The organism is Actinoplanes siamensis (assembly GCF_016862395.1).
GTDB classification, from domain to species: domain Bacteria; phylum Actinomycetota; class Actinomycetes; order Mycobacteriales; family Micromonosporaceae; genus Actinoplanes; species Actinoplanes siamensis.
Genome location: NZ_BOMW01000028.1, coordinates 57495 through 71421 on the forward strand (window position 1 = coordinate 57495; position 13927 = coordinate 71421).

Sequence of the window (13927 nt, forward strand, 5' to 3'; positions counted from 1 at the left end):
GTCCCGCGGGATGGATGGCTGTAACTTTCTCGTAAAACATATTAGATCGATAGGACTTGTGGGCAACACGGATGGCTCCCTAGCGTCAGCGACGTGAGCGTCATATCTCCACCGCGCCCCACCGGAACAGCCGGTGGGGAACTGAAAGTGGTCCCCGCCCGGCACCCCTGGCGCTGGGCCGGCACCGCGCTGGTGCTGGTCCTGCTCGCCCAGTTCGGGCACGGACTGGCCACCAACCCGGGCTGGGACTGGTCCACGTTCGCCGGCTACTTCCTGGAGAAGTCGGTGCTCCAGGCCCTGCTGCTGACGCTGGAACTGACCGTGGGCGGCGCGCTGCTCGGCTTCCTCGGCGGCGTCCCGCTGGCCGCCATGCGCCTGTCCCGCAACCCGGTCCTGCAGTCGGTGAGCTGGACCTACATCTGGGTGTTCCGGTCCGTGCCGCTGATCGTGCAGCTGCTGTTCTGGGCCAACCTCGGTTACCTCTACGACAGGCTGCAGATCGGCGTCCCGTTCGGGCCCGGCTGGTCGTTCAGCACGTCCAGCCTGGTCAGCTCGTTCGGCGCGGCGCTGCTCGGGCTGGCGCTGCACGAGGCCGCGTTCGCCGGCGAGATCATCCGGTCCGGCCTGCTCAGCGTCGACCAGGGCCAGCACGAGGCGGCCGCCGCGCTGGGCCTGCCCCGGCGCCGGCAGTTCTTCCGGATCGTGCTGCCGCAGGCGATGCGGGCGATCCTGCCGAACGCGGCGAACCTGCTGGTCAATCTCCTCAAGAGCACGTCCATCGTGTACGTGCTGGCGATCGGCGAACTGTTCTACCAGGTCCAGGTGATCTACGGCCGCAACGGGCGGGTGGTGCCGCTGCTGATGGTCGCCACCGTCTGGTACGTCGTCCTCACCGCCCTGCTCTCCATCCTGCAGTACTACGTGGAGCGGCACTTCGCCCGCGGCGCCGTCCGCACCCTGCCGCCCACCCCGTTCCAGCGCCTGCGGGCGGCGATCCGCGGATGATCGAACTGACCGGTGTGCACAAGTCCTTCGGCACCCTCGACGTGCTGCGCGGCATCGACCTGACCGTGGCGGCCGGCACCGTCACGGTGATCCTCGGCCCCTCCGGCTCCGGCAAGTCCACGCTGCTGCGCAGCATCAACCACCTGGAGAAGGTGGACCGCGGCCTGGTCCGGGTGGACGGCGAACTGATCGGCTACCGCCAGGCCGGCGGGAAGCTGTACGAGCTCGGCGAGGGCCAGATCCTCGGACAGCGCGCCCGGATCGGCTTCGTCTTCCAGAACTTCAACCTCTTCCCGCACCTCACGGCCCTGGAGAACGTCGCCGAGGCGCCGATCTCGGCGCTCCGGAGGAACAAGACAGAGGTGTACGAACTCAGCCGCGCCCTGCTCGCCCGCGTCGGTCTCGCGGACAAGGCGGACGCCTACCCCCGGCAGCTGTCCGGCGGTCAGCAGCAGCGCGTCGCGATCGCCCGCGCCCTGGCCCTGGAACCCCGGCTGATCCTCTTCGACGAGCCGACCTCGGCACTCGACCCGGAACTGGTCGGCGAGGTGCTCGACGTGCTGCGTGACCTGGCCGCGGCTGGCACCACGATGATCGTGGTGACGCACGAGATCGGCTTCGCCCGGGAGGCCGCCGACACGGTGATCTTCATGGACGAGGGCCGGATCGTCGAGCAGGGTACGCCCGCGCAGGTGCTCGACCACCCCCGGCACGAACGGACCCGGACATTCCTCTCCAAGGTCCTCAATTAAGCAGAAACAGGGAGCCCCTTCCGTGCGTACCACAAATCTGGTTTTCGCCCTTGTCGCCGCCACGGCGCTGAGCCTGACCGCCTGCGCCGCCCCGGAGGAGAAGCCGGCCACGGCCGCGGCCGGGCCGTCCGCCGCGGCGGGCCCCGCGCTCAACCTCGGCCCTGATCAGAATCGGATCATCCCGGCCAAGGACGACGCCCTCGCGGCGCTCGTCCCCGCGGACATCCGCGCGACCGGCAAGCTGACCATCGGCGTCGGCGCGGCCGGATCCGGCTTCCCACCCCTGTCCTTCACCGCTACCGACAACAAGACGCTGATCGGCAACGAGCCGGACATCGGCTACGCCGTGGCCGGCCTGCTCGGGCTCACCCCGGCGGTCGACAACACCTCCTGGGAGAACCTGTTCATCGGCCTGGACAGCGGCAAGTACAACGTCGGCATCTCCAACATCACCGTCACCGAGGAGCGCAAGGAGAAGTACGACTTCGCCACCTACCGCCAGGACAACCTGGCCTTCGTGACGAAGAAGGGCAGCGGCTGGAAGGTGACCGGGCCGGCCGACGTCGCGGGCAAGAAGGTCGCGGTCAGCTCCGGGACGAACCAGGAGAAGATCCTGGTCGAGTGGAGCAAGCAGGCCGAGAAGCAGGGCCTCGAGCCGGTCGACATCAAGTACTACCAGACCAACCAGGCCACCTACCTGGCGCTCGGCGCCGGCCAGATCGACGCCTACCTCGGCCCCAACCCGAGCGTCGCCTACCAGGTCGCCATCGATGGAAAGCTCGAGATAGTGGGCACCTACTCGGGCGCCGGCGCCGGACTGCAGGGCAAGATCGCGCTGACCACGAAGAAGGACAACGGCCTGGTCAAGGCGCTCGGCGCGGCGGTCGACAAGCTGATCGCGACGGGCGACTACCAGAAGATCCTGCAGCGCTGGAACCTCACCAACGAGGCGGTCGCCTCCTCCGAGATCAACCCTCGGGGCCTGCCGAAGGAAGGAAAGTGACCACCTCGATCGAGGCCGGCCGGGTGTTGGACAACCCGGCGTGGCTGGCACTGCACGCCGAGCACGCCCGGTTCGCCCAGGTCAACGGGCTGGCGGCGCGCTATCACAGCGACGTGGCGCCGTTCCACGCGCTCGGCGACCCGGACGATCCGCGGGCCTGGGACGACCTTTGCGCGTTCGTCCCGCCCGGCGAGCAGGTTCTGCTCGCCGGGCTGGGCGAGCGGCCGGGCCCCGGCTGGCGGGTCGAGCGCAGCGTTCCCGGGGTGCAGCTGGTCGACGTGGCCCTGCGCGCCGAGCCGGATCCGGCCCTGGTGGTGCTGACCGCCGACGACGTTGCGGAGATCCTGCAGCTGATCGCCCGCACCCAGCCCGGGCCGTACCTGCGGCGGACCATCGAACTGGGCACCTACCTGGGCATCCGGGACGAAGGGAAGCTGGTCGCGATGGCCGGGGAGCGCCTGCGCCCGCCCGGCTGGACCGAGATCAGCGCGGTCTGCACCGACCCCGCCCATCGCGGCCGGGGCCTGGCCACCCGGCTGATCCGCGCGGTGGCGGCCGGGATCCGGGCCCGCGGTGAGACGCCGTTCCTGCACACCGGCGCCGCCAACGTCACTGCGATCCGGCTCTACGAGAAGATCGGTTTCGCGCTGCGCCGGACCGTCGACTTCACGGCCTACTCGCGTCGTCCGTAGAGATCAGCACGTGGCGGCACGCCTGCACCGCCGGCGTCAGCGGCCGGTCGCGGTGGTGGATCACCCCGGTCGGCGGATGCGCCGGCGGTGCGTGCAGGTTCCGTACCATGATCGCCGGCTCGTGATCTTTCTCGGCCACCGACCGGCCCAGCAGGGCGACGCCGAGACCCGCGGCCACCAACTCGCGGATGCTCTGCGGGCTGTGTGTCTCGAACTGCACCCGCGGCGTGAACCCGGCGGTGCGCGCCGCGTCGTCCAGGATCCACCGCAGGCCACTTCCCTCGGGCAGGCAGACGAACGGCTCGTCGCGGACCTCGCCCAGGGTCAGCCGGCCCTGCCCGCCCAGCGGGTGGCCCACCGGCAACGCCAGGACCAGCTGCTCGTCGGCGAGCGGCAGCGCCTCGAACCGGGCCGGCAGGTCCGCGTGCACCGGCCCGACCACCAGATCCAGTTCGCCGTTGTCGAGCGCGCCGAGCAGCCGGGTGATCGACCCGGACCGCAGCCGCAGCGCGATGCCGGGGAACCGGTCGCGGAACCGGGCCAGCGCCGCCGGCAGGTCGTAGGACCCGAGCACCGCCGTCGCGCCGACCGTCACCCGGCCGGTGACCACCGCGGTGATCTCGCCCATCTCCAGGCGGGCGCCGTCCAGCTCGGCGAGCACCCGCCGGGCCCGGGCCACGAACATCTCCCCCGCCGGGGTCAGCGCCACCCGCCGTGTGGTGCGGGCGAACAGCGCCACCCCGAGCTCCGCCTCCAGCGCCCGGATCTGCGCGGAGACCGCCGACTGGGCGACGTGCAGCCGCTCGGCGGCGCGGGTGAACCCGCCGTACCGGGCCACCGCCTCCACGTAGCTGAGCTGCCGGAGTTCCACCGGTCCATCGTGCCGCACGATCAATGCGCCGGAACCAGGTCCGGGACATATCAATCGGCGGGGCGGCTTTCCGGGCCCGCCGGCCATGCTCCCGGCCGGCGGCGAACAGTCCGATCCTCACCATACGGGCGAACCCCGAGCCGCTACGGCAGAGGTTCGTCAAGCGACCGAGACTCCCCCGGGAAGCCAGCCGGGCGAGCGGTCAGGCGGCCCACTCCTTGGCGAGGAGTTCGTAGGAGTGGACGCGGTCCGCGTGCCGGTGGGTGATCGTGGTGACCAGCAGCTCGTCGGCGCCGGTCACCCGCCGCAACGTCTCCAGCTTCGCCGCGACCGTCGACGGCGAGCCGACGAACTGCGTGTCCACCCGGTCGGCCACCAGCGCCCGGTCCTGCGGGGTCCAGGCGAACGCGGCCGCCTCCTGCTCGCTGGGGAACGGCACCGCCCCGAGCCCGGACCGGATGCTGCGCACCCAGTGGGCGTACGGCGCGGCCAGCCGCCGGGCCGTCTCGTCGTCCTCCGCGACCACCACGTCGGCCGACACCATCAGGTACGGCCGGGCCAGAGTCGCCGAGGGCACGAACGACTCCCGGTACGCCGACACCGCCTCCAGCACCTTCGCCGGCGCGACGTGGTAGTTCGCGGCGAACGGCAGCCCCCGTGCGCCGGCCGTGCGCGCGCTCTCCCCACCGCTACTGCCCAGCAGCCAGACCGACAGGTCCGCGCCAGCCCCGGGCACCGCTGTCACCTCGTTGCCCTTGCCGTCCGGGTACGGCCCGGCGAGCAGCCCGAAGATCTGGTCGAGGATCTCGTCGAGCCCCATCGGCTCGGCGCCGGGCTGCGCGAGCAGGCTGCTGGCCAGCGCGGTCCGGTCGGAGGCGAAGATCGGCGCCCAGGAGAACGGTTTCGGGATCAGCAGCCCGTCGACGACGCGATCCCCGGCGGGTTCGGCCGCCGCGGCGGCCGCGCGCAGCGCCTCCTTCTTGGCCTGCCCGGACCGGCCCAGCCCGAGGTCGAACCGGCCCGGATAGAGCGCGTCGAGCAGGCCGAATTGCTCGACGATCGACAGCGCCGTCTGGTGCCCGGTCTGCACCGCGCCGGATCCGAGCCGGATCCGTGAGGTCACCGCGGCGATCTGCCCGAGCAGCAGCGCCGGCTGGGCCGAGGCGACGCCGGGGGTGAAGTGGTGCTCGGCCACCCAGTACCGGTGGTAGCCGAACCGCTCGGCGCTGCGCGCCAGATCGAGCGTGCGGCGCAGCGCGTCGCCGACGTCGCCGCCGGACACGAGTGGGGCGAGGTCGAGGACCGACAGGGGTACGGACATGGCTTACCGACCTTTCAACTGGCGTAGCACGGGGGCGACCTCACCGGCGAAGAGCTCCAGGCTGGCCCGCTGCTGCTTCTCGGTCAGGCCTTCGGTGTCAGCGGACAGGTGGGTGAGCTCGTGACCGAACCGCTCGTGGTAGCGGTGCACCTTGTCGATGATCTGCTGCGGGCTGCCGATCAGCGCGGAGCTGCGCTCGACGGCGTCCTCGATGGTCGGGAACACCGGCTCGACCCCGACCTTACGGAACTGGTCGATCCGGGCCTGCCAGATCGGCCGGTACACGTCGAGCGCCTCCTGCGACGTGCGTGCGACGTAGAACCCGGCGCTGCCGGCGCCGATCCGGATCGCTGCCGGGTCGTGGCCGTGGAAGGCCCAGCGTTCCCGGTAGAAATCGATCAGTTCGGCGTACGGCTCGATCGGGTTGGTGACGTTCGCCGAGAACAGCGGGTCGCCGTACCGCGCGGCCAGCTCCACCGAGGCCCGGCTGGTCGCGCTGCCGTGCCAGACGGTGATCGGCTGCTGCAGCGGCCGGGGCCAGGTCTCCGCGTCGGTCAGCGACGGCCGGAACCTGCCTTCCCAGGTCACCGTGGGTTCGCGCCACAGCCGGCGGAACAGTTCGTAGCTCTCCCGTTGCCGTTCCCACTGGTCCTCGACGGTGACGTGGAACAGTTTCGCCTGCGCGGTCCCGTTGCCCTTGCCGACGATCAGTTCGAGGCGCCCGCCGCAGAGGTTGTCCAGCGTGCTGTAGTCCTCGAAGGCGCGGACCGGGTCGAGCAGGCTGAGCGTGGTGACGCCGGTCCAGAGCCGGATCCGGGACGTCCTGGCGGCGATGTGGCTGAGCACGACGGGCGGCGACGAGGACAGGAACGGCCGCTCGTGCCGCTCTCCCACGGCGAACCCGTCGAAGCCGAGCTCCTCGCCGAGGACCGCGCTGTCGACGACCTCGCGCAGCCGCTGCGCCGGGCTCTTGTCCCGGTCGAAGTGGGTGATCAGGGTGAGCAGCAGGAATTTCATGCCAGCCCCAGGTGGCCGCGCAGGGTCGTGGACGAGTACTCGGTACGGAACACGCCGCGCTCCTGCAGCAACGGGACCACCTGGTCCACGAAGTCGTCCAGGCCGGCCGGCGTCAGGTGCGGGACCAGGATGAACCCGTCGCAGGCGTCGGTCTGCACGTACTCGTCGAGCTGCTCGGCGACACGCGCGGCCGTGCCGATGAAGTTCTGCCGCCCGGTCACCTCGATCACCAGGTCCCGGATCGACAGCTTCTTGGCCTCGGCGAGGGCCCGCCACTCGTTGGCGGTCCTGATCCGGTCCGGGAACATGCCGGCCCGGCCCTTGATGATCGTGTCGTCCTCGTCGAGCACCGGGTCCGCCGTGGGCAGCGGCCCGTCCGGGTCGTAGGCCGACAGGTCCTGGTTCCACAGCTGCTCCAGCAGCAGGATCGCGGTCTGCGGGCTGACCTGCTGCCGCCGGATGTGGTGTGCCTTCTCCTGCGCGTCGGCGTCGGTGTCCCCCAGCACGTAGGACACCCCAGGGATGATCTTCAAGGAATCGGGACGGCGGCCGTACGCCGGCAGCCGGTCCTTGACGTCGCGGTAGAACTGCCGCGCGTCCTCCAGCCGGTGGTGCCGCGAGAAGATCGCGTCGGCGTGCCGGGCGGCGAGTTCGCGCCCTTGCGCCGAGTCGCCGGCCTGCAGGATCACCGGGTGTCCCTGCGGGCTGCGCGGCGCCCCGAACCGCCCGTGGATGTCGAACTGCGAGCTTCTGATCGCGAAGTCGCCGCCGTCGGTGTCCCACAGGGTGCGCGCCGCCTCGATGAACTCGCCGGCCCGCCGGTACCGGTCGGCGTGGTCGAGGAATCCGCCGCGCCGGAAGTTCTCGCCGAAGAACGCCCCGTGTGAGGTGACCACGTTCCACGCGGCCCGCCCGCCGGACAGGTGGTCGAGCGTCGCGAGTTGCCGGGCCAGCTCGTACGGCTCGTGGAACGTCGCGTTCAGCGTCCCGGCCAGACCCAGGTGCTCGGTGACCGCGGCCAGCGCGGCCAGCACGGTGAGCGTGTCCGGGCGGCCGACCACGTCGAGGTCGTGGATGAGCCCGCGCTGCTCGCGCAGCCGCAGGCCCTCGGCGAGGAAGAAGAAGTCGAACCTGCCGCGCTCGGCGGTGCGGGCCAGGTGCTCGAACGACGAGAAGTCGATCTGGCTGCCGGAATCCGGGTCGCTCCAGACGGTGGTGTTGTTCACGCCGGGGAAGTGCGCGGCGAGAATGATCTGCTTAGGCACGGGCGGCCTCCTGGTAACGGTTGACCGCCGCCGGCAGGCCGAGGCGCTCACGCAGGGTGGTGGCGGTGGAGGGCTCGAACAGGCCGCGCCGCCGCAGTTCGGGCACCAGGTCTGCGGTGATCGTGGCGAGGTCGCCGGGGCCGCCGGGGCGCAACCGGATGCCGGCGATCCCGGCCGGTTGCCACCCGGCGATCAGGTCGGCGAGCTCGGCGGGCGTGCCGGCGAAGACGGCCGCGTCGGAGGTGGTGGCGCCGCGCCGGCGGATCGCGGCCTCCTGGTCGGCGTCGAGGAACGCGACGATGTCGGCGAAGACCAGTTTGCCGGCCGGGATCCGCCGGACGAACCCGGCGGCGCTGCTCACGTCGGCCGGGGTCACGAAGTAGACGTCGACGTCGAGCCGCTCCCAGGCCTGCGGCCCGTGGGTGAGCGCGGCGACGACCGGCTGGCCCTGCGGCGGCCGCGGCACGATCGACGGGCCCTTCACCGAGAAGTACGTACCGTCGAAGTCGATGTAGTGCAGTTTGTCCCGGTCGATGAACCGGCCGGTGGCGACGTCCTTGATGATCGCGTCGTCCTCCCAGCTGTCCCAGAGCCGGCGCACCACCTCCACCGCGTCGGCCGCCTCGGCGAGCAGCTCGTCGGCGCCGAGCGGCTCGCGGCGCCCGAGCAGGGCCGCCTCGGCCGGGTCGGCGGAGACCCGCACCTGCCAGCCGGCCCGCCCGCGGCTGACGTGGTCGAGGGTGGCCAGCGAGGTGGACAGGTGGAACGGCTCGGTGTGGGTGGTGGTGGCGACCGGGATCAGCCCGACGTGCCGGGTCAGCGGCGCGACCCGGGCGGCGACCAGCACGGCGTCCGGGCCTTGCCGCCCGAACCGGTCGTCGAAGGTCACGAAGTCCAGCCGCGCCCGGTCGGCCTGCCGGACCGCGTCGATCCAGTCGGCGGCCGCGAAGGAGGCGTCCTCCAACGCCACCGCGATCCGTAGGGTCATGCGGGAACCTCCAATGTCGGCACAGCGGCCAGCAGTTCGCGGGTGTACTCGTGTGCGGGCCGGTCGAAGACGGCCGATGCGGGGCCCTGCTCGACCACCCGGCCGTCGTGCATGACCAGGACCCGGTCGGCCAGGTCGCGGACCACGCCGAGGTCGTGCGAGATGAACAGCAACGCGGTCCCGTCCTGTTCGCGGATCTCCGCGAGCAGGTCGAGCACCTGCGCCTGGACCGAGACGTCGAGGGCGGAGACCGGCTCGTCGCAGATGATCAGGCTCGGTCGCGGGGCGATGGCGCGGGCGATCGCGACGCGCTGCCGCTGCCCGCCGGAGAGCTGCCGCGGGTACCGGTCGAGGACGTCCTCGCCGAGCCCGACGCGCTCCAGGAACGGCGCCGGGGACGCGCCGCGGGGCAGGGCCTCGGCGACGATGCGCCGCACGGTCCAGCGCGGGTCGAACGCCGACAGCGGGTCCTGCGCGATGAACTGCAGCCGCCGGCGCAGCGGCCGCCGGGCCCGCTCGGGCACCCCGCTGAACCGCTGCCCCTCGAACCGGACCTGCCCGGACGTCGGCTCGGCCAGCCCGAACAGCAGCTGCGCCACGGTGGTCTTGCCGGACCCGGACTCGCCGACCAGCCCGACGATCTCGCCGCGCCGGACCGTCACGTCGACGTCGCGCACCACGGCCCGGTCGCCGTAGACCTTGCGCAGCGCGGTCGCCTCCACGACCACCGGGCCGGGTGCGGGGCCGGTCGCGCGCCGGCGTCCGGCCGCGGCTTCGACCAAAGTCCGGGTGTACGTGTGGACAGCGCCCGTGAGCAGTGCCTTCGTCGGCGCCGACTCGACGATCCGGCCGTCCTTCATGACCAGCACCCGATCGGCGAGCTGCGCCACCACGGCCAGGTCGTGGCTGATCAGCAGCAGCGTCTGGCCGGCCGCGCGACGCTCGGCGAGCAGCCTGAGGATCTGCGCCTGGACGGTGGCGTCCAGCGCCGTGGTGGGCTCGTCGGCGATCAACAGCTTCGGGGCGGCGGCCAGAGCCGAGGCGATCAGCGCGCGCTGGCGCAGGCCACCGGAGAGTTGATGCGGGTACTGCCCGGCCCGCCGCTGGGGTTCGGGGACGTGCACCTCCTCCAGGAGACGGTGTGCCTGTCTCGTACGAGCGGACCGGGAACGCTCGCCATGGACCCGCAGGACCTCGGAGATCTCCGCCCCCACCGTGCGCAGCGGATCGAGCGAGACCAGGGCGTCCTGCAGCACCAGCCCGGCGAAGCCGCCACGCAGCCGGCGCCAGTCGCGCGGCGCGAAGCGCCGCGCGTCCTGCCCGTCGACCTCCAAACGGACCGCGTCGACCCGGGCCCCCGGACCGGCCAGTCCGACCAGGCTGCGGGCGGTGACGCTCTTACCCGAGCCGGACTCGCCGACGATCGCGACGCACTCGCCGGGTTCGATCTCGAAGCTGACGCCGCGCACGGCGTCCACGGTCCGCCGGGGCAGCTGGAAGGTGACCCGCAGGTCTTCGACCCGGATCATGCGAGCTCCCGCCCCTCGAAGCGGCGCTGGTAGAAGCGCCCGGCCACGGTGAGCGCGACGATCGTGGCGGTGACCACGGCGCCCGGCAGCACCGAGGCCCACCAGGCGACGTGCAGGTATCCACGGCCTTCGGAGATCATCGCGCCCCATTCGGGTGAGGGTGGTTGCGGGCCCATGCCGAGGAAGCTGAGACCGGCGGCGAGCAGGATCGCCTCGCCCAGGCCGAGCACCGCGAGCACCGGGACCGGGCCCAGCACGTTGGGCAGCACGTGCCGCACCACCAGGCGGGACCGGGCGGCGCCGAACGCGACGGCGTGCGTGACGTACGCGGCCCGGCGCACCACGAACGTCTGCGCCCGCACCACCCGGGCGAAGTGCGGCACCAGCGCCATCCCGATCGCCACGATCAGGCTGGTGGTGCCCGTCCCGGCGATCGCGATGAACAGCAGGGCGAGCAGCACCAGCGGGAACGCCGACAGCGCGTCGAACGAGCGGCTCAGCGCCTCGTCGGCGATCTTGTGGCTGAGGCCGGCGAGCAGGCCGAGCAGGATGCCGGCGCCGACCGCGATCAGGGTGGCGGCGACACCGATGGACAACGAGTGCCGGGCGCCGTGCACCACCCGGGCGAACACGTCGCGGCCGAGCTGGTCGGTGCCGAACCAGTGCTGCCCGGACGGGGCCTCCAGCACGTGCAGCGGGTCGGCGGCCAGCGGGTCGCCGGCGAACAGCGCCGGCCAGAGGGCCGCGAGCAGCGCCAGGACCAGGAACACCGCGGCCGCGGCCAGGCCCGGCCGGGGCGCCCGCAGGCTGCGCGCCCGGGCGGCGCCGGGCCGGTCGAGAGCGATGGTCATGGTCAGCTCCTCCGCAACCGGGGGTCGATGAGCAGGTAGGCCAGGTCGGTCACGGTGTTGATCACGACGAACACGGCGGCCGCGAGGATCACCACGGCGAGCACCACCGGCAGGTCGCTGGAGTTGACCGCCTGCACGGTGACCTGGCCCAGCCCGGGCCGGCCGAACACCTGCTCGACGATCACGGTGCCACCGATCAGCACCCCGAACGACCAGCCGAGCATGGTCACCGCCGGCAGCAGCGCGTGCTTGAGCGCGTGCCGGATGAGCACCCCGCTCTCCCGCAGGCCACGGGCCCGCGCGGTGACCGCGAACGGCTCGTCCAGGGCGCGGTCCAGCCCGTCGCGCAGCACCTGGGCCAGGGTGCCGGCGATCGGCAGGCCCAGCGTGATCGCCGGCAGCACCAGGGCGGCGAAGCCGCGGTCCCCGGAGACCGGGAACCAGCCGAGCCGGAACGAGAAGATGCTGAGCAGGATGATCCCGATCAAAAACGGCGGGGTGGAGACCAGGATCAACCCCGCCGTCGAGGTGAGGCGGCGGGCGGTGACCGCGAAGAGCAGCGCCAGGACGACCCCGAACACGGCAGCCGCCACGGCCAGCTTCAGCGTCGGCGCGAGCTGGCTGCCGATCACGGCGGAGACCGGGCGCTGCAGCAGGTACGAGCGGCCCAGGTCACCGTGCGCCGCGCGCAGCAGGAAGTCCAGGTACTGCACCACGGCCGAGCGGTCGAGGTGCCACTCCTGGATGATCTGTGCCCGGATGCCCGGGGTGTCGGCGCCGTCGCCGACGATCGCGTCCACCGTGTCGCCGGGCGCGGCGAGCAGCGCCAGGTAGGCGGCGGTCGCGGCGGCCCAGAGGACCAGCAGCCCCGCGCCCGCCCGGCGCAGGATCGCGGTGATCACTTGCCCAGCCAGAGGCGGTAGGCGCTGCCCGGGACGCCGGCGGTGGGCTCGAACCCGACACCGCCCACGCTCCTGGACGCCGCGATCTGGTCCTGCGGCGCGTAGAGCGGGAGCACCAGGGCCTGGTCGGTGATCACCAGTTGCTGCACCTTGCGGTAGAGCTCGGTGCGCCCGGCCTGGTCGGTGGTGGCGACCGCGTCGTCGAGCAGCTTGTCCAGCTGCGGGTTCTTGAAGCCGGTGCGGTTGATCGAGCCGGTCGAGTAGAGCATCAGGTTCAGCGCGGCGCCGGCGTCGGTGTCGGCGCGGGAGTTGTCGAACAGCTCGTAGGCGCCGTCGGCCAGCGCCTTGGTGGCGGTGCCCTGGTCGACCAGCTGGACCTGCAGGTCGATGCCGGCGCTCTGCTTGACCGCGGCCTGCACGGCCTGGGCCAGCACGTCGCGGCGGTCGCGGACGAACGGGGCGGACTGCACCAGTCGTACCGTCAATCGCTTCCCGTCCCTGGTCCGGAAGCCCTCGGCGTCCCGAGCCGTCCAGCCGGCCTGGTCCAGCAGCTGGTTGGCCTTCTGCGCGTTCGCGCCGTAGGTGTTCTCCAGGCTCTTGTCGTAGAACGGACTGGTCGGTCCGATCACGCTCCAGGCGCGCGTCGCGGTCTTGCGGTAGACCCCGGCGAGCACCGCCGGCACGTCCAGCGCCTCGCGGAACGCCTGCCGGACCAGCACGTCGTCGAAGGGCGCGTGCGCGGTGTTGAAGTAGTACGAGTACGTCGACCCGGAGTTGAGCCCGCGCTGCAGCGACAGGCCGGGGGTCGCGCTGATCAGCGACTCGTCGGTGGCCGGCACGCCCTCGATCAGCTGGACCTGGCCGGAGGTCAGCGCGCCGACGCGCACCGACGACTCCTTGAGGAACCGGTAGGTGATCTCGTCGAGGTAGGCCGGGCCGCTGTGGCCGGCGTTCGGCGGCGCCCAGTTGTAGGCCGGGTTCCTGGTGAAGTGCACCTCCTGGCCGGGGGTGTAGCGGTCCAGCACGAACGGGCCGGTCCCGGCCAGTTGGGGGCCGCCGGCCTTGAGGTTCTCGGCCTCCTGCAGCGACTTCGGGGAGATCTGCGCGCCCTGCGGGGAGGAGAGGAAGTCGAGGATCAGCACGTCCGGTTTCCTCAGCCGGAAGACCACCGTGGCGGCGTCCCGCACCTCGACCTTGTCGAGGTTCTTCAGCTGTACGGCGGCGACGGCCGGCGCGTAGTTGGGCGCGAGCAACTGGTCGACGTTGGCCTTCACCGCGGCCGCGTCGAACCGGGTGCCGTCCGAGAACGTGACGTCGGTGCGCAGCTTGAAGGTGTAGGCCCGGCCGTCCGGCGACACCTCGTAGCCGGTGGCCAGCCAGGGCAGGTAGCCACCCTTGTCGTCGTGGGTGAGCAGGGCCTCGAAGGTGTTCCAGACCAGCAGCCGGGTCTTGGCCTGGGCGTACTGGTGCGGGTTGAAGGTGATCGGCTCGGTCTCCACGGCCCAGGTCAGGGAGCCGCCGCTGACCGGCTCACCGGCCTGCGCGGCGTTGCCGCCCGGCGAGCCGGACGAGCAGCCGGCGACGACCAGGGTGGTGGTGACGAAAAGACTGGCAAGGGTGGCGCGAAAGCGACGCATGGACGTCCTCCTCTCCATATTTCCTATCGGTTGCATAGGAGAAAGGCAAGAGGGCTATGACGTCGGTGACACCGAGTTGGTCACCCGCCTTGAA

The 13927-nt window shown here is 71.8% G+C and carries 13 protein-coding genes; 4 read left to right on the forward strand and 9 right to left on the reverse strand.

Annotated features, from left to right (window positions below; all coding sequences use genetic code 11):
* Nucleotides 1–93: 93 nt before the first annotated feature.
* Genes Asi03nite_RS15610 through Asi03nite_RS15625 form a run of 4 tightly spaced genes read left to right on the forward strand, consistent with a single transcriptional unit; the run spans nt 94 to nt 3452 of the window.
* Nucleotides 94–1005 (forward strand): amino acid ABC transporter permease, encoded by a 912-nt coding sequence (locus tag Asi03nite_RS15610; RefSeq protein ID WP_203680438.1) that lies wholly within the window; start codon nt 94–96, stop codon nt 1003–1005.
* A complete protein-coding gene (locus tag Asi03nite_RS15615) occupies nt 1002–1757 on the forward strand; it encodes an amino acid ABC transporter ATP-binding protein (protein WP_203680440.1) in 756 nt (251 codons plus the stop codon). Before Asi03nite_RS15610 ends, Asi03nite_RS15615 begins: the two co-directional genes overlap by 4 nt.
* 22 nt (nt 1758–1779) lie before the next feature.
* On the forward strand, nt 1780–2760 hold the full coding sequence (locus tag Asi03nite_RS15620) for an ABC transporter substrate-binding protein (RefSeq protein WP_203680441.1): 981 nt from the start codon (nt 1780–1782) through the stop codon (nt 2758–2760).
* Entirely contained in the window at nt 2757–3452 is a 696-nt protein-coding gene (locus Asi03nite_RS15625) for a GNAT family N-acetyltransferase (protein ID WP_203680442.1), read from the forward strand. The genes Asi03nite_RS15620 and Asi03nite_RS15625 overlap by 4 nt, the downstream gene beginning before the upstream one ends.
* Here the strand turns inward: Asi03nite_RS15625 and Asi03nite_RS15630 are convergent.
* The 9 genes from Asi03nite_RS15630 to Asi03nite_RS15670 all read right to left on the reverse strand — a co-directional run bounded on the left by Asi03nite_RS15630 (nt 3427) and on the right by Asi03nite_RS15670 (nt 13833).
* Complete coding sequence (locus Asi03nite_RS15630) at nt 3427–4323, reverse strand: LysR family transcriptional regulator (RefSeq protein WP_203680443.1); 897 nt, start codon at nt 4321–4323, stop codon at nt 3427–3429. The genes Asi03nite_RS15625 and Asi03nite_RS15630 overlap by 26 nt on opposite strands.
* Nucleotides 4324–4525: 202 nt before the next feature.
* Nucleotides 4526–5644, reverse strand: coding sequence for an LLM class flavin-dependent oxidoreductase (locus Asi03nite_RS15635; protein WP_203680444.1), 1119 nt, complete (start codon nt 5642–5644; stop codon nt 4526–4528).
* Nucleotides 5645–5647: 3 nt separating this feature from the next.
* On the reverse strand, nt 5648–6661 hold the full coding sequence (locus tag Asi03nite_RS15640) for an LLM class flavin-dependent oxidoreductase (RefSeq protein ID WP_203680445.1): 1014 nt from the start codon (nt 6659–6661) through the stop codon (nt 5648–5650).
* Nucleotides 6658–7926: an LLM class flavin-dependent oxidoreductase gene (locus tag Asi03nite_RS15645; RefSeq protein WP_203680447.1), complete on the reverse strand. Its 1269-nt coding sequence runs from the start codon at nt 7924–7926 to the stop codon at nt 6658–6660. The genes Asi03nite_RS15640 and Asi03nite_RS15645 overlap by 4 nt, the downstream gene beginning before the upstream one ends.
* Nucleotides 7919–8914 carry an LLM class flavin-dependent oxidoreductase gene (locus tag Asi03nite_RS15650; RefSeq protein WP_203680449.1) on the reverse strand — a complete coding sequence of 332 codons (996 nt, stop codon included), beginning with the start codon at nt 8912–8914 and terminating at the stop codon, nt 7919–7921. Before Asi03nite_RS15650 ends, Asi03nite_RS15645 begins: the two co-directional genes overlap by 8 nt.
* Nucleotides 8911–10443, reverse strand: coding sequence for a nickel ABC transporter ATP-binding protein NikE (nikE, locus tag Asi03nite_RS15655; protein WP_203680450.1), 1533 nt, complete (start codon nt 10441–10443; stop codon nt 8911–8913). Before nikE ends, Asi03nite_RS15650 begins: the two co-directional genes overlap by 4 nt.
* Complete coding sequence (locus Asi03nite_RS15660) at nt 10440–11294, reverse strand: ABC transporter permease (protein ID WP_203680451.1); 855 nt, start codon at nt 11292–11294, stop codon at nt 10440–10442. The genes nikE and Asi03nite_RS15660 overlap by 4 nt, the downstream gene beginning before the upstream one ends.
* Before the next feature lie 2 nt (nt 11295–11296).
* Complete coding sequence (locus Asi03nite_RS15665; protein WP_203680452.1) at nt 11297–12196, reverse strand: ABC transporter permease; 900 nt, start codon at nt 12194–12196, stop codon at nt 11297–11299.
* A complete protein-coding gene (locus Asi03nite_RS15670; protein ID WP_203680453.1) occupies nt 12193–13833 on the reverse strand; it encodes an ABC transporter substrate-binding protein in 1641 nt (546 codons plus the stop codon). The genes Asi03nite_RS15665 and Asi03nite_RS15670 overlap by 4 nt, the downstream gene beginning before the upstream one ends.
* Nucleotides 13834–13927: the final 94 nt, after the last annotated feature.

What these genes read in the sequence shown, in the direction of transcription:
- Asi03nite_RS15615 (WP_203680440.1), top strand. Translation starts at nt 1,002, where the DNA reads ATGATCGAACTGACCGGTGTGCACAAGTCCTTCGGCACCCTCGACGTG.
- Asi03nite_RS15635 (WP_203680444.1), bottom strand. Translation starts at nt 5,644, where the DNA reads ATGTCCGTACCCCTGTCGGTCCTCGACCTCGCCCCACTCGTGTCCGGC.
- Asi03nite_RS15640 (WP_203680445.1), bottom strand. Translation starts at nt 6,661, where the DNA reads ATGAAATTCCTGCTGCTCACCCTGATCACCCACTTCGACCGGGACAAG.
- Asi03nite_RS15650 (WP_203680449.1), bottom strand. Translation starts at nt 8,914, where the DNA reads ATGACCCTACGGATCGCGGTGGCGTTGGAGGACGCCTCCTTCGCGGCC.
- nikE (WP_203680450.1), bottom strand. Translation starts at nt 10,443, where the DNA reads ATGATCCGGGTCGAAGACCTGCGGGTCACCTTCCAGCTGCCCCGGCGG.
- Asi03nite_RS15660 (WP_203680451.1), bottom strand. Translation starts at nt 11,294, where the DNA reads ATGACCATCGCTCTCGACCGGCCCGGCGCCGCCCGGGCGCGCAGCCTG.
- Asi03nite_RS15670 (WP_203680453.1), bottom strand. Translation starts at nt 13,833, where the DNA reads ATGCGTCGCTTTCGCGCCACCCTTGCCAGTCTTTTCGTCACCACCACC.